Genomic DNA, 22,678 nt, shown 5'->3' with positions numbered 1-22,678 from the left:
GCCAGTCCAGGTCACCGTATCAGTGTCTGTTAACCTTACAACCAGGAGGACGAATGGGTCTAAACCATAACACATGCTGGACGGTGTTTTGGATTGAACGCATCTCCTGATGTAAATGTTAACAAGCCCTAGCAAATAGAAAACCAGAATGAAAGAAGCCTTATTGCTGTGGCTGCACAGCTTCCTGCCCTCAGCCAGTCCGGTAGACCGGTTTGAGCGCATGCGCGCCTGCACCGGCGCACTGTTCGGCATGGTGCTGACTGCCGCAATCAGCTACCTGCTTCTGGGGCATGATCCAGCTGCCGTGTGGCTGATTGCCCCCATGGGCGCATCGGCGGTGCTGTTGTTTGCGGTACCGGCCAGCCCTCTGGCGCAGCCGTGGTCCATCATGGGCGGCAACCTGGTTTCCGCGCTGATCGGCGTTGCCTGCGCCAGGCTGTTCGGCGAGCCTGTCATTGCCGCGTCCGTGGCGGTTGCATTGGCGATAGGTGCGATGTTCGCGCTGCGATGCCTGCATCCTCCCAGCGGCGCCGTCGCGCTAACTGCGGTGCTGGGCGGCCCGGCCGTGCATGCGCTGGGTTACCAGTTCATCCTGCTGCCGGTTGCGGCGAACTCGCTGCTGCTGGTCATGACGGCGATATTTTTCAACAACACCACAGGCAGGCGCTATCCGCACCCTCAGCAGGCGGAACATAAAAGCAGGCATGAAACCGCCGATGCGCCTCCTACCGGCAGGCTGGGCTTTACCACTGCCGACCTAGATACGGTATTGCAAAAATATAACCAGGTGCTGGACGTCAGCCGCGACGACCTGGAATCCATCCTGCTGCAGACCGAGATGTCCGCTTACCGGCGCCGTTTTGGCGACGTCAATTGCGGACAGATCATGTCTGGCGATGTAGTGACCGCAGAGTTCGCCACGCCCCTTGACGAAGCCTGGCAGCTGATGTGGCAGCACCGGCTGCACGCGCTGCCCATTGTGGACCGCAGCCGGCGTGTGCTCGGCATGGTCACGACCGATAGCTTCCTGCGCCATTCAGAGCTGGAGCGGCATGCCGAAATCGGCAGCAAGCTGGGACGTCTGCTGCGCCGCACCCGCCGCATGTATGCCAGCAAGCCTGAAGTTGCCGGCCAGATCATGACAACCGGCATCCAGACCGTACACCTCGGCAAGCCCATCGTGGAACTCGTCCCCTTGATGTCCGACCAGGAAATGCACCAGATACTGATCGTTGACGACCAGAACAGGCTGCAGGGCGTAGTCACGCAGTCCGACATGATTGCAGCGCTGTTTGAGGCGGGGCTGGGAAAAGCGCAGGTCGCCTAGCACCCTGCACTGCAGCCGGTTCTGTTGCATAATCTGCGTGGGCAGGAGCATCGACAACGCCGGAAAAGGACAGGCCGTGATCTACATATTTCATCTGTTGGACAAGCCCGATTCACTGGCGCTGCGCACCGAATTGCGCCCCAGGCATAAAGCCTACCTGGCCGAGGTTGTAGACCGCATTGCCTTCGCCGGGCCGCTGATGAGCGAGGATGGCAACAGCATGCTGGGCAGTCTGCTTGCCATCGACTTTGCCAGCCGCGAGGAAGCGCTGCGGTGGCAGGCGGACGAACCGTTCACAAAAGGCGGCGTGTACGGCAGCGTCTCGGTGCTGCCGTTTGTCAACCTGTGGCCACAAAAAGCGGGCTTCCCACAGGATTAATGTCTGTCGCGGTCAGGCGCGTGATTTGAACCAGTCCGCCGTCGCCGCATCGGCCGGGAAAAAGCATTCCACTCTCAGTTCATGCACAGTCACATCGTGTGGCGTCCCCAGCGTTGTGATGGATGTGAATAATCTGAGTTCCACATCATCCTTGCTTATGATCACTGCCAGGAAGGGCAAGGCGCGCAAATCCAGGTTGGGCGCCTGCGACGCCGCCCTGATGCCCGGCAGTGCAGTCAATTCTTCCAGCAACTGCGTGGCCTCGCTGCCGGGGCCGTCCCCCATGGCCTCGCGCTGTATCCAATGCAGCAGGTCGGCACACACCTCTTCCCAGTTGAGCAGGTACTTGCGTACGCCCGCCGGATCCAGCATCAGCTTCAATACATTGATCCCTTCCCGCGGCAACAGCTGGCTGTCCGGCATGTCCAGCAGCCATTTCATCATCATCGCCGCCGGTCCGTTGGTCATCACCAGATTCCACAGTCGGTCAACCACCAGCGCCGGATAAGGTGCCTGCTGCGCCAGCATGAAATCCAATGCCTGTTTGACGGATTGCAATTCGGGATCGGACAATTTCCTCTCCTGGTACGCGGGAGCAAACCCTGCGGCCAGCAGCATTACATTGCGCTGGCGCAGCGGAATATCCAGCACCGTGCCTAGCTTCAGGATCAGCTCTTTGCTGGGCTGCGAGCGCCCGCTTTCCAGGAAGCTGATATGCCGCTGGGAAATCGCGCTTTCGACGGACAGGCGAAGCTGGCTGTAGCCGCGCTTGCCACGCCAGTAGCGCAAGGCTGCCGCAAAATCACTGAAATAACGGTCCGGCGCAGCCGCTGGCTGACTTTGGCCTGTTTGCATGACACCTTCTCCATGGTCGTTAAGCGCTGGGCGCTACGCTAATCTACCATTGCCTGCCAAACTTGTGCGAGCGCCGACATACCCTGCCCTGCCTGCGCCGCCTGCCCTGCTAAGGCGCCATTACGTCCAGGAAGCCGGTAACGCTGCGGATGCGGCCGTCTTCGGCGATCAGGGCCACATCGGTTCCGTACGCCACCGGTTCTGCACCGTCCGCCGCCAGCGCCCAGGAAAACCGCACGACGTCATGATGGCCATCCTGTTTCCCATGCAAGCGGAAGCGCAGGCCTTCGAACTGCTGCTGCACGGCGCCTATCATCCCATCCAGTGCCTCATGCCCGGCGCTGCACGCCATAGGATCTGCATAGGCAGCGTCTGCAGTAAAGACCGCGGCGATCATTGTACGGCGGCGGACGGCGTCCAGCTCATTCCAGGCGGAGAGATAGGCTGACGCAATATGCAAGGGATTATGCAAGGCGTGAGGATTTGTCATGATGATTGCTCCTTCAAAAGTGATGTGAACATGTGCCGGGCAACCGGCAGTCGATATCGACCATTGAATTGTCTGCGATCGCCAGCGACGGGTCGATTACGTCCAAGGTAATCGTAACGAAGACCGCCTGCCGGCGTTTTCCGCAACCATTTCGCCGCCAGCAACGGGCAGCAAAGATTGCCCGGTAAGCGTCAGCGCCGTATCAAGCGCTCGCGCTTTTGCTCATCCTCGAAGAAGGCCCTGGACGGCTTGATCAGGTCGCTGCGGCTGATAATGCCGATGAGCTGCATGCTTTGCAGATCGCGCACCACCGGCAATCGCTCCAGATGGTGCGTCGCCATTCTTGCCGCCGCGATGCGGCAGGTTTCGTGAGGCAAGGCAACCAGCTGAACCAACTGAACCAGCGATTCAGGTCCCGGCTCAAACAAGGTCGCCACCGGACGCACAGCGCTGGACAGCGCAGGAAAACTGCTCCGCTCTATCATGCCCGTCAAGCGTCCATCGGCATCTACCACCGGGTAGCAGCGGTGGATTTGCCGAGTGCCGAAATAGCCATCCAGCGCCGCCGCAACAGACAGGCCCGCAGGAATGGTTTCGACATCTTTCGTCATTACCTCGTCCACGTGCTGGCGCTCCATGGGATCGACACCGTATTCCCGGTAGATGTGATAGCCGCGTCGCGCGATTTTCTCAGTCATGATGGAACGCTTCATGGTCAGTACGGTAAAGCCGTAGGAGATCCCAGTCGTCAGCAGCAAGGGCAGCAAGGCGTCAGCGTCGCGGGTCAGGCCGAAGGCAAAAACGGCCGAGGTCAGCGGCGCGCCAAGCACGCCCGCCAGCACCGCCGCCATGCAGATCAGCGGCAGAAGCTGTGCGTCCGCACCCGGCAGCCAGGGCGCCAATAAGACGCCGAGACCGGCACCGATGATCAGCAGTGGGGCCAGCACGCCGCCGGACGTGCCCGAACCCAGCGCGATGACCCAGATAACAGCCTTCACCAGTAGCAGGCCGAGCACGACCTGCAAGGCGAGGTAGTTGTTCAGCAAATCGCCGATGACGTCATACCCGACACCCAGCGCCCTCGGCTCTATATAACCGCCTATACCTACGGCGATACCGCCGATGGCGGGCCACCACGCCCAATGCAGCGGCAATTTGCCAAACAGGTCTTCTACCCGGTACAGCGCAGTAGACATCAATGCCGATAAGGCCCCGCCCAGGATGCCCGCGACGACACAGGACAGCAAGGCTGCCACACCCGCCTGCGCTGTATGCAGCGGAAACAAGGGCCCAGACTCCAGCAACAATGGACGCGTAAATCCGGCGACGGCGCAAGCGATGATCACCGGCAGCAGGCTGCGCGGCCTCAACTCAAACAGCAGCAGCTCCACCGCCAGCAATACTGCTGCTACCGGGGTGCCGAATACCGCTGTCATGCCGGCCGTCGCCCCTGCCACCAGCAGGGTTTTACGCTCCGCCGCCGTCAGGTGAAACAACTGCGCAATCAGCGAGCCTATCGCGCCGCCGGTCATGATGATGGGCCCTTCGGCACCAAACGGGCCGCCGCTGCCGATCACGATTCCCGATGACAAGGGCTTCAGGATGGCGACCTTGGCGGACATTTTACTTTTGCCGAAAAGAATGGCCTCGATCGCTTCGGGAATGCCGTGGCCGCGGATTTTTTCAGACCCAAAGCGCGCAATCAGGCCAACGATCAAACCTCCCAGCACCGGCAGCAATACCGCCCATAAGCCCAGGTGATGGTCTGCGGGAGAGCTGGCGCCAAATGAAAACGACTGGTAATAAAACAAATTGGTAAACAGTCGTATCAGCTTCAGCAGCAGGAACGCCGCCAGCGTTCCGCAGCAGCCAATGAAGGCAGCGATACATGAAATTTTGAGCAGGCGTGCATCGGCGGCGAAATCGCGTTTGTGCAGATGATGCGGGGAAGGATTGGAGGGGTGCATGATGGAGGGTAAAAAATATCGGCTTTTTAAAAATTCAGTTCGCCGACAATATATCACAGCATGATATATTTTACGGATGCCGAGCCAGACCACTTCTTCATGCTAGTGCGAATAAGCGGCGCCGACCTCCAGTTTTAGCGCATTGTCCCGATTCAAACCGGTGTTGCAGTTTCCCCCGCAAGAACAGCCGCATGAAGCATCTGGCGGCACATACGTAGTATATTTATCAGGCTTGCTTGCTACATTGAATAGTCAATTGCTTAAAAAAGAACTCTTTTTTTGATAAATACGCTTTTATTTACCAAAAGCAATACATAGAACGCTAGAATTACGCCTTCGCATAGCCCACATCAGACAGTCCGACGCCACCTGCACGGAGGCGCATCCAATACTGCATATCGCCCACGACGATATATCCGGCTTATTCAATGCGATGTAATGCAACCCGCTAGCGCCTGGCTGACACGCTGAATCAGGGAACGCATCATCCAAAAATCGGAAAATTAAATGCCTACTACCATATTCAACCCACGCCTCTGGGGGGTTGGTGAAAAATTTGCGTTTTTCACTTTTGCCATGTTCATCCTGGTGTTTGCTGCCTTTACCGGCGCGATAGGAAATGCCACCTATCATTTGCTGCAAAACCGTTCCGTTTCCGACCTCGCGCAGCAGATGGCCAGTGTCAATGGCATGTTTGAAATGTTCGACAAGACCGTTAAAAGCGATGCGACGCGCATCAGCAAGGTATTCAAATCCAGTTTTACTCCCGGCTTCTCGCTGGACACCGCGGCCAAGGTCGATACCGGCGGCAAATCAGTCCCCACGCTGAAGAACGGCGACAGCACTGTCAATATGAACTATGCGGTAGTGGACCAGTTCACCGCGCAAAGCGGCGCGCTGGCAACCGTCTTCGTCAAGGATGGCGAAGATTTTGTGCGCATTTCCACGTCGGTAAAAAAAGAAAACGGCGAACGGGCGATAGGCACACTGCTGGACAAGACCAGCCCTGCCTACCCTGTGCTGGCACGGGGCGACACTTTTACCGGCATGACCAAGCTGTTCGGCAAGGATACGATGACAGTCTATGAACCTGTGAAGGACAGCAGCGGCAATGTGATCGCCGTGCTGTTTATCGGCATTGACATTACCGGCGACCTGAAACAGCTGAAAGACAAGGTAAGGTCCGTCAAGATAGGCGATACCGGCTATTTCTTTGCCGCCGACCAGAAAGCCGGCAACACGCGCGGCACGCTGGTGATTGCGCCCGATCATGAAGGCGAGCCGGCGCTGGAGCGCAAGGATGCCGACGGCCGTGAAATCATCAAGGAGATGATGGAACGCAAGGAAGGTGTCATGGAATACCCGTGGGTGGACAAAGGAGCGGGACAATCCGCCAGAAAGCGGATCGCCGTTTTCTCCCAGGTCGGCAGCATGAATTGGCTGCTGGTCGGCGACGTCTATGCCAGCGAGATCACGCGGGAAAGTACAGACCTGCTGGTCAGGTACGGCATATTGGCCGCGGTGCTGATCCTGTTGATCGCGATGCTGCTGTATTACGCGATTCACAGAATGATCACGAAGCCGTTGGGCTTTGCGACCCGCATGGCGGAAAAAATGGCGACCGGCGACCTCAGCAGCACCATCCATGCGCACCGCAACGATGAAATCGGCAAGCTGATGGAAGCCATGGACGGCATCAACCAGGGCCTGAGCAATGTAATAGGCAAGGTGCGCACCGGTACGGAAACCATCACGCTGACGTCGCAGGAAATCGCTGCAGGCAATGCCGACCTGTCTTCCCGTACCGAATCGCAGGCCAGCTCGCTGGAAGAAACGGCAAGCTCGATGGAGGAACTGACCGGCACCGTCAGGCAGAATGCCGACAACGCGCGCCAGGCCAACCAGCTGGCGGTATCTGCCAGCAGCATCGCGGCGAAAGGCGGCTCGGTGGTAGGGCAAGTGGTGGAAACCATGGGTTCGATCAGGGAAAGCTCGGGCAAGATCGCCGACATCATTTCAGTCATCGACGGCATTGCCTTCCAGACCAATATCCTGGCGCTGAACGCGGCGGTAGAAGCAGCGCGTGCCGGCGAACAAGGCCGCGGCTTTGCCGTGGTGGCCTCCGAAGTGCGTAACCTGGCGCAGCGCAGCGCCGCTGCCGCTAGGGAAATCAAGGCACTGATAGGCGACTCCACCGGCAAGGTGGATGCCGGTAGCCGCCTGGTGGATGAAGCAGGCCAGACCATGACGCAAATCGTCGCCAGCATACAGCAGGTGGCCGACATCATGGCCGACATCACCGCCGCCAGCCAGGAGCAAAGCGACGGCATAGAACAGGTAAACGTCGCCATTACGCAAATGGATGAAATTACGCAGCAGAACGCCGCACTGGTGGAACAGGCGGCAGCAGCGGCAGAAAGCATGCGCGAACAGGCAGCCGCCTTGCATGAGTCTGTCAGCGTATTCAAGATTGCGGAGACCTCGCTGCCGCCAGTGCAGCCGGGAATTCACAAGGCTTCTGCAAGCAAGACCGGCAAAGGCCCCTCCGCCAGGCGCCCGGCCATCACCCGCAGCTGAACCTGCGAGCGTCGTCGATCAGCGCGCGGCTTGCCACTCCTGCAGGAGCTGGTCAACCTTGCAGATACGTGCAAAGCGTTTTTCCAGCACCAGCTCGGTTTTTTCCTTGATTTCCGCCGGCTCATACAAGCGGCCGGTGGCAAAATGACGCATCGGGAAAGTCAGCGTAGCTTCGGTAACGTAATCGATCTGGAAGCCGAGGTCGGACGCATTGCGGGTCGTGGTTTCGCAGCACTGCTCGGTGCGTATACCCGAGATCACCAGCTTGCCTATGCCCCGCACGTGCAGCCATTCCACCAAGCCCGTGCCCACCATGGCGCTATGCACCTGTTTTTGCACGGTATGGTCGGCATACGGATCGCTGCCTGACATCGCAACGACATAGCCGGACGCCGGGTCGAAATGCGGAAACTCGGGCATACCGATGTCTGCGTGGAACACCCGCACCACCGGGAGGCCGGCGTCGCGAGCGCCGGCAATCAGACGATTCTGATGACCGAGGTACGCCTCAAGATCATCTTCGCGCCAATAGGCGGCGTGCCGGAAGGATTCCTGGACGTCGATCACCAGCAGGGCTGTGGCGTTTTGCAAAGCGGACATAAGATACTTTCAGTGGGTGAGTAACTGAACAGATTCTATCCCCAGCACCACTGGCACACAGCACCGGCAGACGACAACTATCGGCCATATCGGGACAAGCTGGCGCAGGCGGGGAATGTCGATGCGAGACTCGCAGCCGCTATACTATTCCGTGGCAGGCGCCTGGAGTACGGACCAGCGGTTGTCCTTGAACAGATACAGCGCAGAAGAGACCTTGCCGCGTTCGCTGCTGGAATGCAGCTGCGCAATCAGCTTGCGCAGGCGCTCCACCGACCTCGCATCATCGGCGGGAACGAACAGCAGGCTGCTGCGCTTTGGGGCTGCCACCACCAGCCCACCCGGCGCCTGCGCCAGCAGGCTGGGCCAGAATTCCTTGTCCAGCAGGTAGCTGCTGCTGAAGTCTGCGGATTTTCCCTGGATCAGCATCAGGCCGCCATTGCCGCGCCTGATCTCCGGTTCGCCATAAACGCGCCTGATATTTTGCAGCGCCACGCGCACCGCCTGGTTGGGTGTCAGGTCCAGTGCCCGCAACTCCTGAGGCGAGGCATCGCGCAGGCTGAGACCATCGTCAAAAACAAAGCGCAATTGCATGTCGCCGAGATAATCGAACCAGCCGCCATCAGACGGGCTGACCGGATCCGCAGGCACCATGATGTCGTCCGGCTTGTTGGCGCCGGGCGCCTCGCGCAGCAACAGCATGAGGCTGGCGGCATTTGCGGCGCGCTCCTGCGCCAATGCGCTGGCAGTCCATCCGCCTGCGCACACAACACCCAGCATACCTAGCGTGGCGCATAGCCGGAAAAAACGCAGGCAGTTCATCATGCCTTGGCCTGTTCCTTTAATTTTCCACGCACCATGAACACGCCCAGGATGGTCTCTGCTTCGCGGCGCAGCGCTTGCCAGTGCGCCATGCCGCACAACTGCTCCAGTCCCGGCGACGTGTCGATGGCGCCATTTGCCAGAGGGTCGATGATGTGATGGTACTCCATCATCGCGGCGCGTTCTTCATCTGAAAAAACCGGGTCCGCATAGCGCGTCTGCCATTCATCTGTCAGCCAATCTTCCCACTGGTGCAGCACTTCAGCCGGCACATTGATCTCCGGCGACCTGGCCTGGTAGGCGCGCTGCTCGTCGAACGATGCCGCGATTTCCAGATACTCGATGATGTGCTGGCGCACCCGCTGCAACACGGCGGGTTCGATGGCGGGATAGGAAGTAGAAGCAGCAGTTTCTAGAGAGGACGCGGAGGACATGACAATATTCAGGCTGCAGCTAACGGCCGCAAATTCATAAAGCGGGAAGTATAGCGGAAGCTGGCGCCTAGGCGGGAATGCTGCGAGGTTCGCGCGACCGCATCAAGGGCAACAATACCGCCAGCGCATAACAGGCTACCGCCGCGCTCGCCGCAAAAGCGCCGTAACGCACATGCTGGCCCATGCTGGCCAGTAGTACTATGCAGCACAGCGTGACGGCTGCCAGCGGCAATTCAAACAATGCCAATTTATACGCATGCAAGGCAAATGTCCCTGGCTTAAGCCACGCGCCACACTGCACAGCGGTGGGCCATGCAAATAGCAGCAGCACTACTGCACTGGCAATACTGGGCCACGGATAGGCTGAATAGGCGGCAATATCCGCGGGCTCGTCAGCAACCGCCTGCGCGGCCACAGCGGGGTCCTGGTCTGTGACTTTGAGTGAACATTGCGATAGGGGCAGGAAGAAGCTGAACAGCAAGGCCATTGCGGCAATACGCTTGGCGATGGTCAGAAAATGGCTCGTCATCGATAGCTCCCGACAGGAAGATCCGGCGCAGCAAGCGCCAACGATGAAGATTTTACAATACCATGACAAGCCATGGCGGCTTATTTGGGCGTCCGGACAGCACCCAACTCCGGAAGAGTAAAATCAGGCCATCTCCAGCGCCGCAGCGACTGCATCGAGAATTTCCTTCTCCCCCGGGAAGCCATCGCCGGTTTTCCTGGCGACGGCCTTGCCGTTGACGGAGACCTGAAAAATACCGTTCTTGCGCGATACCAGGTCTGCATCCAACCCCAACTGCATTCTCAGGGCCGCGGCGGTATTGAGGGCACTGGCGGCAAATCCGCAGGGCCGGCAATAGGTGATGGTTACCGAGCCCGGTCTTGCCGCTGCATGGCCGGCTTTATCGATTGTGCCTGACATCATGCTCGCTTCTCCTTGAGAAACGTCGCAAAGGCCATGCTCTTGAATTGCTGCAGCGGCCGCGGGCTGCGGTCCACTTTCATGCGTAGCATGGCGCCCTGCCAGCCGGCAATCAGGAAATCCGCCATGTCTTCCGGCGGGAAGTCGGCCTCTATCTGGCCCTGCTGCTGCGCCTCGCGCATGCAGACCGAAAAGAAATGCCGCCATTCAGCAAAGATGGCCGATAGCTGCTGGCGTATTTCCTCGCTTTGCGTGGCCGTTTCCAGACTGAGATTGCCAACCAGGCAGCCACGCGACCAGCCGGTAGACTCCTGCTTGCAGGAAATCATCTCCAGGTAGCTCTTGATGCGGTCCAAGGGCGTCAGTGACTGGTTATTCAGCGTCGGCTCCATCCACTCCTTCATCAGGGTGAAGTAACGCTGTATCACTTCTACAGCAAAGGCTTCCTTGGTCTTGAAATGATTGGAAAAAGAACCCAGCGGCGCGGAGGCAGCCGCCGCAATGTCGCGCAGGCCGGCGCCTGAATAGCCTTGTTCCAGCATGACGGCCAAACCGGCATCCAGCAAGGCATCGCGTGATGAAGGTTTCGGCATGGCAATCCTTGCAAGAAATGAGGCGAACAACAGTGGTGAAGAAATAATACGTACGTACGTCATTCAAGTCAAGGAAGAAAAATGGAATAAACCGATATTCCCGCATCTCGCCAATCTGCAAGCTTGAACTCAGTCCGTCTTGCCGCCACCGCTATTGAGCATATTGCAGAACAGTGCGCCCTGCTCCAGCGCATCATCCAGCGCCACATGGGTATGCGGCAGGTCATCGAACCAATGTTTGGGCATCGCGCGCTTGCTTGTGTTGCGGTAGGAACTGCCCAGTTTGGCCATGGCATAGGTCTTGATGTCCAGCGCGGAATGCGAAAACGGACTTTCCCCATTAAAACGGACCAAGTACCAGTAGACGAACATGAAGTCGAATGCGGCCGGATAGCCGACAAATACGGGCTTGCCAGGCAAGGCGCGCAGCCAAGCGGCATAGCGCTGCATGGCCAGGGCGGGAATTTCCAGGTCGGCCCGGCAGGCAGCCCACGCTTGCGGCCGCTCTTGCCACCAGCGCATCGTTGCAGGGTCGCTTGCGGCTTCCGGCAAGGTTTCAAGATTGGCTGAAAACGTGTCGAGCAGCTGCTTGTTTTTGCTGAACGCGGCGGACGCAAAACTCAGCATGGAATACGGACCCGGAATCGGGCCGTCGGTTTCGACGTCGGTGCTGACATAAATTTCCATGGGAATTCGCCCTCCTGGCAGGTTTAATCCGAGCGCTGTGCCGTGGTTGACGGCGTTTGTTACAAAATCGAATTGGCGCAAAATCCGGGCCCTCGGCGCCTGCCTTGGGCAAAAAAACGGGCCTGCCCCCACAAACCATAGGAAAATTAATAGAAAATGATGCAGGAATTTGCCCACAGGCATCACATATTGCAAAGCATGTGCTAATCTATCCGTTCTTACAACTATGGAGTTTTTATGAAAAAAGGTGAACTGATTGCAGAATTCGCAGCGCGTACAGAATTGTCCGCCAATGCTGCCAACAATGCAGTGAATACGCTGATCGACATCATTACAGAACGCCTGAAAAAAGGTGACACTGTAGGCATTACCGGTTTCGGTACTTTCTCTGTAGCCAAACGCGCTGCACGTAAAGGCCGCAATCCATCGACAGGCGAACCGATCAAGATCGCAGCATCCAAATCCCCAAAATTTTCTGCAGGCGCGACATTGAAAGCCGCAGTAAATCCTAAGAAGAAGTAATAAGCATCACTCGCCAGCGTACTGGATGACGAGGGGCCGCTGGCCCCTTTTTCTATTTGCAGCCTGGCAGCGGGCCCTGCCCCTGGTCAACCTTCTATCTGCAGTCCGCCGTCATTGAGCAGCTTGACCAGCTCGCCGGCCCGCACAGCATATTCCTGCATCACCTGTACGCGCACGCCGCCGACAGCGATCGCAATGAGCGAATACGCCTGCACCAGGTTGCCGTCCACCACCACCGCCGGGATGCCATCGGCCTCCAGCCGCGCCCGCAGTATCTCCGCTTCCAGCATGGTGCCGAACACGGCGACCGTCTGCAGCGACATCTCTTCATTGACGTACGGCGACACCTGGTCTTCGACGGCAGCATTTTCGCGCACATGCTCCAGGCGGAAGACCAGCGTATTGCACAGGCTATCACCTATGCGCCGCCTGTCGCGGCAAAAAATGAAGGCCCAGTCCAGCACCGGCAGGAACACCAAAGGAAAATTGCGGCCTAGCGCCTGCCAGCGCGAACATACACCGCCGTCCCGATCCGACACTACGGCAATCCTGAATATCTGCTTGCCAGGACTGCGCCCAGGCACGGCGGTATCCAGCCCCAGCACTGCCAGCATCCACGCCAGGCTGAGCGTAGCAGCAGAAAACAGCTCGCTCAACGCCAGCACCCAGCAGGCCGCTGATATCAGCACCAGGTCGATCAACCGCGCGGCGAACCTTTTGCTTCTCGGCGCCAGTTTTTCCAAATCCGTTTCTGTCATCTCTGTCATAAGGCGTTTTTCCACAGTTTGGTGAATCGGGCGCTCAGCCGAGTTGGCCGTTTGACGAATCACCTATTTTTTTAATTTTATCAATATAACAATCCGTTCCCCCTGTTTTACCAGAAGCGGAACAGATATCGAAGCGAAACGTGGCCCTATCACAAAAATGCGCTGTTTTGAGACAGTAAAAATACAGAAATACGCGCAGGCGTACTTCCAGGTCGCGTCAATCTGAAATTTATTTCCAGACCTGTGTAAGTTTTCCCCCGCAAGGCCGACGAAATGGAATCATCAAAGCCAAAGCTGCCTGCTCGCAGGAATGAATGCGCTCCAGGCTGGCGGCCAGGCATGGCAGCTCAAGCTGGATTCCGCCAGAAACAATCAGGCGGACCGCAGCATCAGTGCATATAAAAAAGGAAAATATCATGGTACAAGCTATCGCGCCGGACACAGCAGCTGCCACGAGTGCCGCCAGCAGCGGCTCAGCCAGTGCAGCATTGCAAGCGCAATTGGACCGCTACCAGAAAGAGCTGTCGGACTGCGTCAACTGCGCATCGGCAAAAACGCCAGAGGGTAAAACCCAGATCGACGATATCTCCAGCAAGATCAGCGACCTGAAAAGCCGCATAGACAAGGTCGGCAATGCCAAGGCCAGCGACTCTACGAACCAGTCCGCCGGCAGCACGGGCAAACTTAAAGACCATGCCGCCAGCCAGGTAAATAATAAGGTGAACGAAAGCACGGGCACCGTTGCCGCTACCGCTACCGCTGCTGCTGCGTCCAGCGCCGCGCAAACTCAAAACACTGCCAGCGGCACACCCAGGCCGGGTTCAGCCAGCCTGACCGTAGGCGGTTTCCTCGATTTCTACGCCTGAAACGCACTTCCAGCCAGGCCCTCGGCGTCGGGCCGGGAGCGGCGTGCATTAAAAACTATTGACAGTCTCGGTATCGATGCGCATCTGCCCCATCAAGGTTTTGTGCACAGGGCATTTTCCTGCAATCTCGGTCAGCCTTGCCTGCTCTGCTTCGCTCAGGTTTCCCACGTATCGTATCCTGCGTGTGAAAACATAAACGCCCTCCTGTTGCGCATGTTCTATGCGCACATCAATATCTTGCAGATCCATCAGCTTGCGCTTTGCATACATCGTCACCGTTAGCGCGGTACACGCGCCCAGCGCAGCCGCCAGCAGGTCATGCGGCTCGGGTCCAGAATCCTCTCCGCCCAGGGCTTCAGAGACATCCGTCAGCAGCCTGTGCCGGCCGATGTCGATGACATGCTGCAGTTTGCCCTCACCTTTGCTTATCTTTATTTCCATGTCCCGCTCCCAAAATCGTTTAATTGTATTATTTGTATTGGCGAATGTTATGCGCCAGACAATGAGCATGGTACCTAAAAATCACCGGTATTCCTACCAGCGTCAGGAGCTCGCCCGGATTATCAATGTGGCAGATAGATTAGCCTTTGCAATCTACCAACATTTCCATAATGCACTACAATGGATGCATCGTCTGCCCGCATTGTACTTTTAGAGATTCCCATGGCCATCAGTCATCTCATCAAAGAACCGACTTTTTTCACCAAATTCAAGATCACGCCGGAAAACGCGGATGCCATCTATGCCGAGGATGATGCGATGGCAGATTTTATCGTCAATGGCGACATCATGATTTTTGACATCTCGAAGACCATACCGCGCAATGGAAAGATATTTGCGATTGAACTTCATGGCCGCCTGCAAGTGCGGCAATTATGGATAGAGGCAGATGGCTGCTGGCTGCTGGAGGGGCGTAATCCAGACAAGGAAGCCTATCCGGACCAACGATTTGCTCCCGATGAACTGGCCGGCATCAAACTGTTCGGAGAATTCGTTTACCGGCAAGGCGGCTGACGATCTAAGCCAGGCGCAGCGCGCATAGACCCAAACAATTTTTCAATTATTGCTTATAATCATTTACATTCAATTCAGCACTTCCCTCATCTCCTAAAGGCGGCATCGTGAATACCCGGCACAAGCTTCTCACTACACTGACAGCCTTGGAGCAAAGCTTGCTGCAGGCAGAAGTTCGTGCCAACGCGCTAGCGCTGGACCAGTTGATTGACGAAAGCTTTGTTGAATTCGGCTCCAGCGGCCGGATGTTCCGCAAATCGGAAATCCTGTGCCGCCCACCCAACCTGCCGCTACTGGAATTCGTGCCGGCCGACTTCAAACTGAGGGAACTGATACCAGGTCTGGCGCAAATGAGCTTCCACTTGAGAACCGTCAACCCGGTGTCGGGAGAGATCAGCAACAGCTTGCGCAATTCGATCTGGAGACGCTCAGGACATCACTGGAAGCTTGTCTTCCAACAAGGATTGCCTATGGCGGCTTAACAGCCCAATCTCAAGCCATAAAGCAAAACGCCCGCATTAGCGGGCGTTTTGCTTTATGGCTTGAGCCACTTACAGAGTAAGGCCGTATCCCGGAATGGAATTGGCAGTCAGGTCTGGCAAGGTATCGTTTTCAGAATGATAAACATCGCGTGTCAGCAAAAGCTCCAGGCTGGCGTCGCTCAGCCACGGAAATTCTGCCAGCGTGCCTGCCTGCCAGATCGGCATCAGCGCCGCTCTTTCACTGTGGGGAACGGAGTTCACCAGATCATGGCCGAATTTGACGGCAGACTTGCAGATGCGGCTATACACATCTAATTCTTCGCGGATCAGGTCGGGGTATTTGCGGGCCAGCACCTGCTGGATGATGGTTGCGCTATCGTCTCCCGACTGCAGCACTGAATTCAAACCGCAATTCAGGATTTCTCTTTCTTCCGACAGCAGGGTGCCTACGTTCGTTTTTTGAGATTGGAAGCCAAACATATTCATTACCCCTTCACCGTCCAGAGTTTCTGATCAATTCCAAGCTGCAGGTTTCAGCAAAACACCACGACTGATTCAAAAGAAAGCTCATATTTTTCGCTCGTAAAGTTATTATCGTTATTTGCAATCCGTCGCCATTAATTTTCTTAATTTAATAATAGGACAAGATTGTACTTTTTTCATTTATATTTACTTTTGTAACAAGCACTCTACCAGCTCGCCTGCTTATATCGATATTACTCATATAAACAATTATTAATGTTACCGATAAGAAGCATAATTACAAGCTAATTCTTACATTTGATACACTTATTACATGTAATACGACATTTTTTGACAAATGTCCAATTCTAAAGAATGGTTTATACCAATATCGACATCTATTGGAAAGCTGGAACTTCTCTCAGGGTCCTTTGAGCCACCCTGCGAACTCTCTCTGTCATCCTACAGGATATCCAGGACATTTGCGGGAAAGCTTGCCGGCATATGGCTAAGGGTTATTCCACTTTATCTCTCCGCCTAAACATTGTCAGGGCAAGAAATGCCATCCTGAACATCGGACTTTCCCTTACCAAGCTGTCAGAATCGTCTTATAAATTACGGTTACTTTCAAGCAAAACTTTAATTAAAATCATTCCTCGGGGCAAAAAAAAACCCGCATACCTTGCGGTAGCGGGCTAATTCCAATCCCTTAGGAGGCTTGGAGGAGACAGGTACAACTATACTCCCATCCATTGTGCGATGCAACATAGTAAAAATACGGTAGCACTAAAACCTCCGGCATCCCCTCTGCTGCTGGCATATCCACCATGCATGCGGCATTTGCGCTTGCAGCAAACAATGATCAGCCATTGGCGGTACATGCAGCTACCTGTATCATAGGGACGCTTGAAAACCCGTACAGGCGGGAAGACGTTTTTACGTGTGCCTGCTGAACTATTTCCAGCCTTTCCCGTCCAAACGGCACAAGAGCAGCGCAAATGCCGTCCGCCACCCGCTTTGCTTATGCGTCACGATATTGAAAAACGCGGCCAGTACAATAAGGCCGTGATGACTGAATTTTTTTGATGAGCTCCCCTATCGCAAGGAAAAAATCTGCTGAACACCGCCAGCGTGCAATTGCCGTGCTAATACTGCTGGGCGCTTTCGCAACGGCCCCAGGTGCAACCGCCGAAGAGTCGGTGCCTCCCACTCAGCCCGACATCAGCAAGACCCTGCCAGAACTGCCCGGCGACAACGCTGCGGCACCAGGCCACACCGACCTGCGTGAAAAGAGCGTGTCGCTGAACTATGACAGCCTGCAGCAAAAATGGCGCGCCAGCATAGATGAATACAAAAGCAGCAATCCCATGTTCATCTTTGATTACGGCCTGCGCCTGACGGATGAGCTTGCCGCCGGCGGCCGCGTCACGCACCAGCGAGAATCGTCCGAAGTGCTGGTCAACGGCGTCTATGCGCCCCGCCCCAACCTGCGCTTTACCGTTTCCGGCGGCCAGTTGCGGCCAAATAGCGACTATGTGTCCGAGTCCAGCAGCAACGGCTATAACGCCTTGCTGCAAAACAGCTATCTGGTGGATGTCAAGAAATACTGGTCCAAGGACAGCCTGATCTCCGACATCGGCCTCACCTCCTATGTCGTGGAAGCAAACGGCAAATCCAATGCGCTACGGCCTGCGGCCAATACCAACGCCAACACCGGCACCGACATGGGCGATACAGAAAGCATGTATCTGGACACGCCTGCGCTGGGCAAAAAGACCAGCGTCGTTTTCAACCTCGGCCTGCATCCCACTGCCGATAGCCGGCTGGAATGGCGGCGCGAACGCGGCCGCCTGAATTATTATGTCGGCGACGATGCCACCGATAGGGAAAACCTGATGTCCAGCCGCTTCAAGTATTCCCATAACATCGACAATTGCACGCAGCTGCAGGGCCGTTACCGCAGCAGCGATAATTACGACCGCATGAACCTGGGCATAGAGCGCAACAACTGGAACCTCAGCGTCAGCCGCACGCGCGACGATGGCGTCAACGATACGGGCATACAGGTGGCGTACAAAATACCGCTGTCAGGATCGCTGTCCAGTGTCAGCAACTGCAAGCAAAAACCGGATTCCGGCCCCAGCTTCAACCCCATCCTGGAAACATCCACCAGCCGACCCGACCTGTTCCCCAAGGATGCGCTGGTAAAGTAGGCACCTGCCGGTCTGTTGGTCAACGTACAGAGGCCGGATGGCTTTGGCCCTACCCTAATCGCTCTTATAGCGACAAAAAGGGGCACATCATGACATTCACCACCGAAGATTTCAGCAAACTGAAAAGTAAAATAGACCAGGTCAAGGTAGGCATGCTGACCACGATGGATGGGTCCAATTACCTGTTCAGCCGTCCGATGACCAGTCAGCAGCTGGATGAAGAAGGTTATCTGTGGTTCTTCAGTTCCGACCATTCCGCGGTAGCGCAGCAACTGGCGCAGCATACACATGTCAACGTGGCCTTTTCTGATCCGGGCAAGAGTCTGTATCTGTCTGTGTCGGGCCATGCTTCAGTATCCGGCGACAGGCAGAAAATCGAACAGCTATGGAATCCGCTGGTTGCCGCCTGGTTTCCAAAAGGTAAAGACGATCCGGAGGTTGCGCTGATCAAGGTCCATGTGCACGCTGCCGAATACTGGGATTCAGATTCCAGCAAAATGATGCAGCTTTTCTCGATGATCAAGGCCGCCATCGTCGGCGAGCAGCCGAAAGACATAGGCGAGCACGGCAAAATCAGCCGTTAATTTGTTGAAACCCGGCGTCGCGGCAGCAAGCTTGCGACGCCTGCCCTTCCCTCCACTATATCCTCCTCGGCATCCTCCACCGCAACCCTGCCGGCCGCCTGCTATTCTGTCCCGGGGTAACGGCAATGTAACAACATTTGCTTATAATTTTGCGAAGCCGGAAAATACCCATTCCGCCGACTTCTCATTCCCTTCCTCCCACAGATGATCACATTCGCCACTTTGCGCTCCGGCCGCCGCTGCATCCAGCTACCCGTCGCCGCCATCTTCGCTTTGCTGGCGTGCGCTGCAATGCTCGCCTGCCCGCGCGGTATGGCGCAAAACCGCGACGCTGCTAACGATGCCGGCCTGAAAGCCGCATGGGTAGAGCTGGGGGCAGACAGCCAGGCCATTGCGCGCGCAATCGTTGCTGCGGATACCTGCCCTGCAATCAGGGTAGACGGCACGGTACAGGCAATGGCCTTGCGCAGCGGCCCGTCCACCAGTGCGCTACGCCCTACCGCCAGCGCGCCGGAAGACTCCAAACCATCGGCGTTTCCGGTGGCAAGCTGCGAATACAAGCTGCCGGCCAAAGCGACCGCAGCATCCATAGGCTCCCGCCGCCTGCCGTTGCCAAAAGCTTCGCCGCAACGGATTGTCATTCTTGCCGACACGGGTTGCCGCATGAAAAGAGCGGACAACGCCTGGCAAGCCTGCTCCGACAGCGATGCATGGCCGCTGGCGACGATAGCTGAAACCGCCGCCGCGATGCAGCCCGACCTGGTGCTGCATATAGGGGACTACCATTACCGGGAAAATGCCTGCCCCCCGGATATCGGTGGCTGCCAGGGCAGCCCATGGGGTTATGGCTGGGATGTGTGGGAAGCCGATCTGTTCACACCGGCAGCCGCCCTGCTGGCGGCCGCGCCATGGATAGTCGTGCGCGGCAACCACGAGGAATGCGGGCGTGCCGGCCAGGGCTGGTTTCGCTTCCTGGATACGCAGGACTATGACAGCAAGCGCAGTTGCGACGATCCGGCCAACGACGGCCTGGGCAATTTTTCCGACCCGTATGCGGTGGCACTAGGCTCCGATACGCAGATTATCGTATTCGACTCCAGCAAGGCCGGTAGATCGGCATTGGCGGCCACAGATCCGCAGTTCAAAAAATACCAGGCGCAGTTTCTGAAAGCAACGCAGCTGGCAGCCAGGCCGGGCATCAACAGCATCTTTACCGACCATCATCCCATACTGGCGTTTGCGCCGCTGGCAGGTTCGGTGCTGGCGCCTGGCAACCAGGCGCTGCTGTCGGTCATGCAAACGGTAACGCCCACAGCGTACTATCCGGCCGGGGTGACGACGGCGCTGCACGGCCACGTGCATGATTTCCAGGCCATCAGCTTCACGTCGGACCATCCCGCCACTTTCGTTTCAGGCAACGGCGGCGACAACCTGGACCTGAATTTCCCTGACCCCATGCCGGACCATGCGTCGCCGGCGCCGGGTGCATTGATAGACAGCATTTCGCACACCAGCAGCTTCGGTTTCATGGTCATGGACAGGCAAAGCAGCGGCTGGGCTTACAAAGCCTACACCAGCAAAGGCGCGCTGATGACAACCTGCCTGCAAAAAGGCAGCAAGATAAGCTGCGACAAAACCGGCTTCCTGTTGCCGGACTGATGCAGCGGCTCCGGGTCTTTATGATGCTGCTGCGCGGCATTGCTGCAGGCCTGAACTGCGGATTTGCCGCCGGCCTTGTATTTATGGCCTGTCAGCCTGCCATGGCAAACCCGGCAGGCTCCTCAACACCCACGCCACTGTTGCAAGCCATGCCTGATCCGCTGGCGGTTGCGCCTGCCGACCCCACGCTGGCTGCACTGGGTCGCAAGCTGTTTTTCGATCCCAGGCTGTCTGAACCCCGGGGCACCAGCTGCGCAGCCTGCCATATACCCGCGCAAGCGTTCTCGGGCGACCACGGCTCCGGCCTGGGCGTGCCGCTGGGCAGCAAACCCGACAGCATGGGCGTGCGCAATACGCCGTCTTTGCTGTATCTGCGTTATACGCCGCCGCGTTTTTTTTACCAGGACGACGATGCATTGCAGCCGGCCCCGTTCGGCGGCTTCTTTGCCGACGGCCGCGCCAATACACTGGCTGAGCAGGCCATGGGGCCGCTGCTGAACCCCATGGAAATGAACAACGGCAGCGCGCGGCACGTCGCTGGCAAACTGGAACAGGCGTATGGCGCCGCCATGCGGGCACATTTTGGCCGCCGTATCTTTGCGCACCCGGAACAGGCAACCGCGGCGGCCGGCAGCGCGCTGGAAGCTTTCCTGCGCAGCGAAGACATGAGTCCATTCAGCTCCAGGTACGATGAGCACCTGCGTGGCAAGGCCAGCCTCGGCAGCGCCGAGCTGAAAGGCTTGCAGCTGTTCAAGAATCCGGACAAGGGCAACTGCGCGTCCTGCCACAAGTTCAACGATACATCCAGCAACCCTGCCCGTTCCTTGTTTACGGATTTCGGCTACGACGCCATTGCCGTTCCGCGCAACGGCAAGATTCCGGCCAACCGTATGCCCGGCCACTACGACAAGGGCCTGTGCGAAACCGCGCGGACACTGGCATGGCAGGATCCCGGGCAATGGTGCGCCTACTTCAAGACCCCCAGCCTGCGCAATGTCGCAGTGCGCAGCCACTATATGCACAACGGCGTGTTCGATTCCTTGCGCGACGTAGTGCGCTTTTATGCGACGCGTGCCACCAAACCCGGCGACTGGTACACACCCGGGGTGAAGTTTGATGACGTGCCTGAAAAGTACCGGGTCAACGTCAATGTCAACTCCATTCCCTATAACCGCCGCGAAGGCAGCAGGCCGGCGTTGAATGACGAAGAGATCGACGACATCGTCGCCTTCCTGAAGGCACTGACAGATGCCCCTTATGCCGCTGCGGCGGCACAGAGAAAATAAGCCTGCTAGGCATACCTGTGCGCCGTGTGCAGGCTGCTTTAACGCAATGCCGGATCGGCACGCAACGTTTGCGCCAGAAGGTCAACGAAACTGCGCACCTTGGCCGATACCTGCCGCCCTTCGCGGTGCAGGATATGGATGGGCAGCCGGGCCGGCTCGTGGTCATCCAGCACCGTCACCAGCCGGCCTGAAGCCAGGTGTGGCGCCACCTGGTAGGACAGCAGCCGCGTCAGGCCGAAGCCTTCCAGCGCAGCCTCAATGGCGGCATCGTTATTGGTGACGGTCAGGCGAGGCATCACTTTAACCGTGCTCACATTGCCGCCGGGCTTTCCGCCGTCCCTGCCGATACCGAACCGCCATTCCAGCGATGGCGATACGGCAGCCGCGGCGATGATCGCATGCTTGCCCAGTTCCTGCGGCGTAGCAGGCGTACCATGTTGCTGCAGATATTCCGGCGTAGCGCACACCACCCGCCGTACATGGCCGACCTTGATCGCCCGCATGGATGAATCCGGCAATTCGCCTATGCGCACGCCGACGTCCATCCCCTCTTCCAGCAAATTGACGACGCGATCCAGGAACACGGCAGACACCGCCATGTCAGGATACGCACGCAAATAGGCAACGATGCTGGGCGTCACGTACATGCGGCCAAACAGCACAGGCGCGGTGATCGCCAGCGAGCCGCGCGGCTCTGCATTGATGCCGGCAACCGCATCGTCCGCCTCGTCGGCATCGGCAATCAGGCGGCGTGCGCTCTCCAGGTAGCGCAGTCCCGCATCAGTGGCGCGCACGTAGCGGGTGGTGCGGTTCAGCAGCTTCACACCCAGGCGTTCTTCCAGTATCGCGATAGCGCGCGTTACCGCAGGCGGCGACATCGACAGCCTGCGCGCCGCACCGGCAAAACTTTCTTCCTCCGCCACGGCGACAAAGACGCTCATTAAATGAAACCGGTCCATCTGCTGGCCTCCTCCTTACATGCTCACAATTCCAATTAGAGAAACAATGAATTACTCATTTTGATTATTCTTAATTTTACAGGAACTATCTATAGTGATGGAATCCGCAGTACACGACAGAAAGACTGGCGGACAAGTTGCATGCGCTTCGCGAAAGAGGCTGTTCATCGCAAAGCATTGAATTACACCCAATCGTCATTTTGTTAAA

At 57.3% G+C, this 22,678-nt stretch carries 25 protein-coding genes; 11 read left to right on the top strand and 14 right to left on the bottom strand.

Annotated elements, in window-relative coordinates:
* The first annotated feature begins 148 nt into the window (after window positions 1-148).
* Together ACO0LO_RS05675 and ACO0LO_RS05670 are read left to right on the top strand one after the other, a co-directional pair.
* Window positions 149-1,327 carry an HPP family protein gene (locus tag ACO0LO_RS05675; RefSeq protein ID WP_422963232.1) on the top strand — a complete coding sequence of 393 codons (1,179 nt, stop codon included), beginning with the start codon at window positions 149-151 and terminating at the stop codon, window positions 1,325-1,327.
* 76 nt (window positions 1,328-1,403) lie between these two features.
* Complete coding sequence (locus ACO0LO_RS05670; RefSeq protein ID WP_422963231.1) at window positions 1,404-1,706, top strand: YciI family protein; 303 nt, start codon at window positions 1,404-1,406, stop codon at window positions 1,704-1,706.
* 12 nt (window positions 1,707-1,718) lie between these two features.
* On the opposite strand, the gene ACO0LO_RS05665 is transcribed toward ACO0LO_RS05670, so the two are convergent.
* The 3 genes from ACO0LO_RS05665 to ACO0LO_RS05655 all read right to left on the bottom strand — a co-directional run bounded on the left by ACO0LO_RS05665 (window position 1,719) and on the right by ACO0LO_RS05655 (window position 5,018).
* Window positions 1,719-2,561 (bottom strand): helix-turn-helix domain-containing protein, encoded by an 843-nt coding sequence (locus ACO0LO_RS05665; RefSeq protein ID WP_422963230.1) that lies wholly within the window; start codon window positions 2,559-2,561, stop codon window positions 1,719-1,721.
* A 109-nt stretch (window positions 2,562-2,670) separates the two neighbouring features.
* Window positions 2,671-3,051 carry a nuclear transport factor 2 family protein gene (locus tag ACO0LO_RS05660; RefSeq protein ID WP_422963229.1) on the bottom strand — a complete coding sequence of 127 codons (381 nt, stop codon included), beginning with the start codon at window positions 3,049-3,051 and terminating at the stop codon, window positions 2,671-2,673.
* Window positions 3,052-3,242: 191 nt separating this feature from the next.
* On the bottom strand, window positions 3,243-5,018 hold the full coding sequence (locus ACO0LO_RS05655; RefSeq protein WP_422963228.1) for a chloride channel protein: 1,776 nt from the start codon (window positions 5,016-5,018) through the stop codon (window positions 3,243-3,245).
* 507 nt (window positions 5,019-5,525) lie between these two features.
* Between ACO0LO_RS05655 and ACO0LO_RS05650 the strand changes: the two genes are divergently transcribed.
* A complete protein-coding gene (locus ACO0LO_RS05650; RefSeq protein ID WP_422963227.1) occupies window positions 5,526-7,595 on the top strand; it encodes a methyl-accepting chemotaxis protein in 2,070 nt (689 codons plus the stop codon).
* Window positions 7,596-7,613: 18 nt separating this feature from the next.
* Here ACO0LO_RS05650 and ACO0LO_RS05645 read toward each other — a convergent pair whose 3' ends face one another.
* From ACO0LO_RS05645 to ACO0LO_RS05615, 7 genes are all read right to left on the bottom strand, one after another.
* Entirely contained in the window at window positions 7,614-8,195 is a 582-nt protein-coding gene (locus ACO0LO_RS05645; RefSeq protein WP_422963226.1) for a cysteine hydrolase family protein, read from the bottom strand.
* A gap of 144 nt (window positions 8,196-8,339) precedes the next feature.
* Complete coding sequence (locus ACO0LO_RS05640; protein WP_422963225.1) at window positions 8,340-9,017, bottom strand: hypothetical protein; 678 nt, start codon at window positions 9,015-9,017, stop codon at window positions 8,340-8,342.
* Entirely contained in the window at window positions 9,014-9,448 is a 435-nt protein-coding gene (locus tag ACO0LO_RS05635; protein ID WP_422963224.1) for a hypothetical protein, read from the bottom strand. Before ACO0LO_RS05635 ends, ACO0LO_RS05640 begins: the two co-directional genes overlap by 4 nt.
* 67 nt (window positions 9,449-9,515) lie before the next feature.
* Window positions 9,516-9,977, bottom strand: coding sequence for a hypothetical protein (locus ACO0LO_RS05630; RefSeq protein ID WP_422963223.1), 462 nt, complete (start codon window positions 9,975-9,977; stop codon window positions 9,516-9,518).
* Window positions 9,978-10,100: 123 nt separating this feature from the next.
* Complete coding sequence (locus tag ACO0LO_RS05625; protein WP_422963222.1) at window positions 10,101-10,379, bottom strand: Rdx family protein; 279 nt, start codon at window positions 10,377-10,379, stop codon at window positions 10,101-10,103.
* On the bottom strand, window positions 10,376-10,969 hold the full coding sequence (locus tag ACO0LO_RS05620; RefSeq protein WP_422963221.1) for a TetR family transcriptional regulator C-terminal domain-containing protein: 594 nt from the start codon (window positions 10,967-10,969) through the stop codon (window positions 10,376-10,378). The genes ACO0LO_RS05625 and ACO0LO_RS05620 overlap by 4 nt, the downstream gene beginning before the upstream one ends.
* A gap of 129 nt (window positions 10,970-11,098) precedes the next feature.
* A complete protein-coding gene (locus ACO0LO_RS05615) occupies window positions 11,099-11,656 on the bottom strand; it encodes an exonuclease (protein ID WP_422963220.1) in 558 nt (185 codons plus the stop codon).
* A 237-nt stretch (window positions 11,657-11,893) separates the two neighbouring features.
* Between ACO0LO_RS05615 and ACO0LO_RS05610 the strand changes: the two genes are divergently transcribed.
* On the top strand, window positions 11,894-12,178 hold the full coding sequence (locus ACO0LO_RS05610; protein ID WP_394781633.1) for an HU family DNA-binding protein: 285 nt from the start codon (window positions 11,894-11,896) through the stop codon (window positions 12,176-12,178).
* Between the two features lie 86 nt (window positions 12,179-12,264).
* On the opposite strand, the gene ACO0LO_RS05605 is transcribed toward ACO0LO_RS05610, so the two are convergent.
* Window positions 12,265-12,945, bottom strand: coding sequence for an RDD family protein (locus ACO0LO_RS05605; RefSeq protein ID WP_422963219.1), 681 nt, complete (start codon window positions 12,943-12,945; stop codon window positions 12,265-12,267).
* Between the two features lie 416 nt (window positions 12,946-13,361).
* Between ACO0LO_RS05605 and ACO0LO_RS05600 the strand changes: the two genes are divergently transcribed.
* Window positions 13,362-13,811, top strand: coding sequence for a FlxA-like family protein (locus ACO0LO_RS05600; protein WP_422963218.1), 450 nt, complete (start codon window positions 13,362-13,364; stop codon window positions 13,809-13,811).
* 48 nt (window positions 13,812-13,859) lie between these two features.
* Here ACO0LO_RS05600 and ACO0LO_RS05595 read toward each other — a convergent pair whose 3' ends face one another.
* Window positions 13,860-14,252, bottom strand: a complete 393-nt coding sequence (locus tag ACO0LO_RS05595; protein WP_422963217.1) for an OsmC family protein — start codon at window positions 14,250-14,252, stop codon at window positions 13,860-13,862.
* Window positions 14,253-14,474: 222 nt separating this feature from the next.
* Between ACO0LO_RS05595 and ACO0LO_RS05590 the strand changes: the two genes are divergently transcribed.
* Window positions 14,475-14,825 (top strand): S24 family peptidase, encoded by a 351-nt coding sequence (locus ACO0LO_RS05590; protein WP_422963216.1) that lies wholly within the window; start codon window positions 14,475-14,477, stop codon window positions 14,823-14,825.
* Window positions 14,826-14,932: 107 nt separating this feature from the next.
* Window positions 14,933-15,307: a DUF4440 domain-containing protein gene (locus ACO0LO_RS05585; protein WP_422963215.1), complete on the top strand. Its 375-nt coding sequence runs from the start codon at window positions 14,933-14,935 to the stop codon at window positions 15,305-15,307.
* Window positions 15,308-15,376: 69 nt separating this feature from the next.
* Here ACO0LO_RS05585 and ACO0LO_RS05580 read toward each other — a convergent pair whose 3' ends face one another.
* Window positions 15,377-15,793, bottom strand: coding sequence for a hypothetical protein (locus ACO0LO_RS05580; RefSeq protein WP_422963214.1), 417 nt, complete (start codon window positions 15,791-15,793; stop codon window positions 15,377-15,379).
* A gap of 1,061 nt (window positions 15,794-16,854) precedes the next feature.
* Here ACO0LO_RS05580 and ACO0LO_RS05575 point away from each other — a divergent pair.
* The 4 genes from ACO0LO_RS05575 to ACO0LO_RS05560 all read left to right on the top strand — a co-directional run bounded on the left by ACO0LO_RS05575 (window position 16,855) and on the right by ACO0LO_RS05560 (window position 21,511).
* Window positions 16,855-17,982 carry a hypothetical protein gene (locus ACO0LO_RS05575; RefSeq protein ID WP_422963213.1) on the top strand — a complete coding sequence of 376 codons (1,128 nt, stop codon included), beginning with the start codon at window positions 16,855-16,857 and terminating at the stop codon, window positions 17,980-17,982.
* An 89-nt stretch (window positions 17,983-18,071) separates the two neighbouring features.
* On the top strand, window positions 18,072-18,566 hold the full coding sequence (locus ACO0LO_RS05570) for a pyridoxamine 5'-phosphate oxidase family protein (protein ID WP_422963212.1): 495 nt from the start codon (window positions 18,072-18,074) through the stop codon (window positions 18,564-18,566).
* 204 nt (window positions 18,567-18,770) lie between these two features.
* Window positions 18,771-20,225, top strand: a complete 1,455-nt coding sequence (locus ACO0LO_RS05565) for a metallophosphoesterase family protein (protein WP_422963211.1) — start codon at window positions 18,771-18,773, stop codon at window positions 20,223-20,225.
* 101 nt (window positions 20,226-20,326) lie between these two features.
* Window positions 20,327-21,511 carry a cytochrome-c peroxidase gene (locus tag ACO0LO_RS05560; RefSeq protein ID WP_422963210.1) on the top strand — a complete coding sequence of 395 codons (1,185 nt, stop codon included), beginning with the start codon at window positions 20,327-20,329 and terminating at the stop codon, window positions 21,509-21,511.
* A gap of 38 nt (window positions 21,512-21,549) precedes the next feature.
* Here ACO0LO_RS05560 and ACO0LO_RS05555 read toward each other — a convergent pair whose 3' ends face one another.
* Entirely contained in the window at window positions 21,550-22,470 is a 921-nt protein-coding gene (locus tag ACO0LO_RS05555) for a LysR family transcriptional regulator (protein WP_422963209.1), read from the bottom strand.
* Window positions 22,471-22,678 lie beyond the last annotated feature (208 nt).

Source organism: Undibacterium sp. TJN25, from assembly GCF_049339885.1.
GTDB lineage: Bacteria > Pseudomonadota > Gammaproteobacteria > Burkholderiales > Burkholderiaceae_D > Undibacterium.
The sequence above is the reverse complement of the archived record's forward strand: the minus strand, read 5'-3'. Positions and strand labels throughout refer to the sequence as shown.

Bases quoted from the DNA above. Each gene is read 5' to 3' on its own strand.
- ACO0LO_RS05675 (WP_422963232.1), top strand. From the start codon at position 149: ATGAAAGAAGCCTTATTGCTGTGGCTGCACAGCTTCCTGCCCTCAGCC.
- ACO0LO_RS05665 (WP_422963230.1), bottom strand. From the start codon at position 2,561: ATGCAAACAGGCCAAAGTCAGCCAGCGGCTGCGCCGGACCGTTATTTC.
- ACO0LO_RS05660 (WP_422963229.1), bottom strand. From the start codon at position 3,051: ATGACAAATCCTCACGCCTTGCATAATCCCTTGCATATTGCGTCAGCC.
- ACO0LO_RS05655 (WP_422963228.1), bottom strand. From the start codon at position 5,018: ATGCACCCCTCCAATCCTTCCCCGCATCATCTGCACAAACGCGATTTC.
- ACO0LO_RS05650 (WP_422963227.1), top strand. From the start codon at position 5,526: ATGCCTACTACCATATTCAACCCACGCCTCTGGGGGGTTGGTGAAAAA.
- ACO0LO_RS05645 (WP_422963226.1), bottom strand. From the start codon at position 8,195: ATGTCCGCTTTGCAAAACGCCACAGCCCTGCTGGTGATCGACGTCCAG.
- ACO0LO_RS05640 (WP_422963225.1), bottom strand. From the start codon at position 9,017: ATGATGAACTGCCTGCGTTTTTTCCGGCTATGCGCCACGCTAGGTATG.
- ACO0LO_RS05635 (WP_422963224.1), bottom strand. From the start codon at position 9,448: ATGTCCTCCGCGTCCTCTCTAGAAACTGCTGCTTCTACTTCCTATCCC.
- ACO0LO_RS05630 (WP_422963223.1), bottom strand. From the start codon at position 9,977: ATGACGAGCCATTTTCTGACCATCGCCAAGCGTATTGCCGCAATGGCC.
- ACO0LO_RS05625 (WP_422963222.1), bottom strand. From the start codon at position 10,379: ATGATGTCAGGCACAATCGATAAAGCCGGCCATGCAGCGGCAAGACCG.
- ACO0LO_RS05620 (WP_422963221.1), bottom strand. From the start codon at position 10,969: ATGCCGAAACCTTCATCACGCGATGCCTTGCTGGATGCCGGTTTGGCC.
- ACO0LO_RS05615 (WP_422963220.1), bottom strand. From the start codon at position 11,656: ATGGAAATTTATGTCAGCACCGACGTCGAAACCGACGGCCCGATTCCG.
- ACO0LO_RS05610 (WP_394781633.1), top strand. From the start codon at position 11,894: ATGAAAAAAGGTGAACTGATTGCAGAATTCGCAGCGCGTACAGAATTG.
- ACO0LO_RS05605 (WP_422963219.1), bottom strand. From the start codon at position 12,945: ATGACAGAGATGACAGAAACGGATTTGGAAAAACTGGCGCCGAGAAGC.
- ACO0LO_RS05600 (WP_422963218.1), top strand. From the start codon at position 13,362: ATGGTACAAGCTATCGCGCCGGACACAGCAGCTGCCACGAGTGCCGCC.
- ACO0LO_RS05595 (WP_422963217.1), bottom strand. From the start codon at position 14,252: ATGGAAATAAAGATAAGCAAAGGTGAGGGCAAACTGCAGCATGTCATC.
- ACO0LO_RS05590 (WP_422963216.1), top strand. From the start codon at position 14,475: ATGGCCATCAGTCATCTCATCAAAGAACCGACTTTTTTCACCAAATTC.
- ACO0LO_RS05580 (WP_422963214.1), bottom strand. From the start codon at position 15,793: ATGAATATGTTTGGCTTCCAATCTCAAAAAACGAACGTAGGCACCCTG.
- ACO0LO_RS05575 (WP_422963213.1), top strand. From the start codon at position 16,855: ATGAGCTCCCCTATCGCAAGGAAAAAATCTGCTGAACACCGCCAGCGT.
- ACO0LO_RS05570 (WP_422963212.1), top strand. From the start codon at position 18,072: ATGACATTCACCACCGAAGATTTCAGCAAACTGAAAAGTAAAATAGAC.
- ACO0LO_RS05565 (WP_422963211.1), top strand. From the start codon at position 18,771: ATGATCACATTCGCCACTTTGCGCTCCGGCCGCCGCTGCATCCAGCTA.
- ACO0LO_RS05560 (WP_422963210.1), top strand. From the start codon at position 20,327: ATGGCAAACCCGGCAGGCTCCTCAACACCCACGCCACTGTTGCAAGCC.
- ACO0LO_RS05555 (WP_422963209.1), bottom strand. From the start codon at position 22,470: ATGGACCGGTTTCATTTAATGAGCGTCTTTGTCGCCGTGGCGGAGGAA.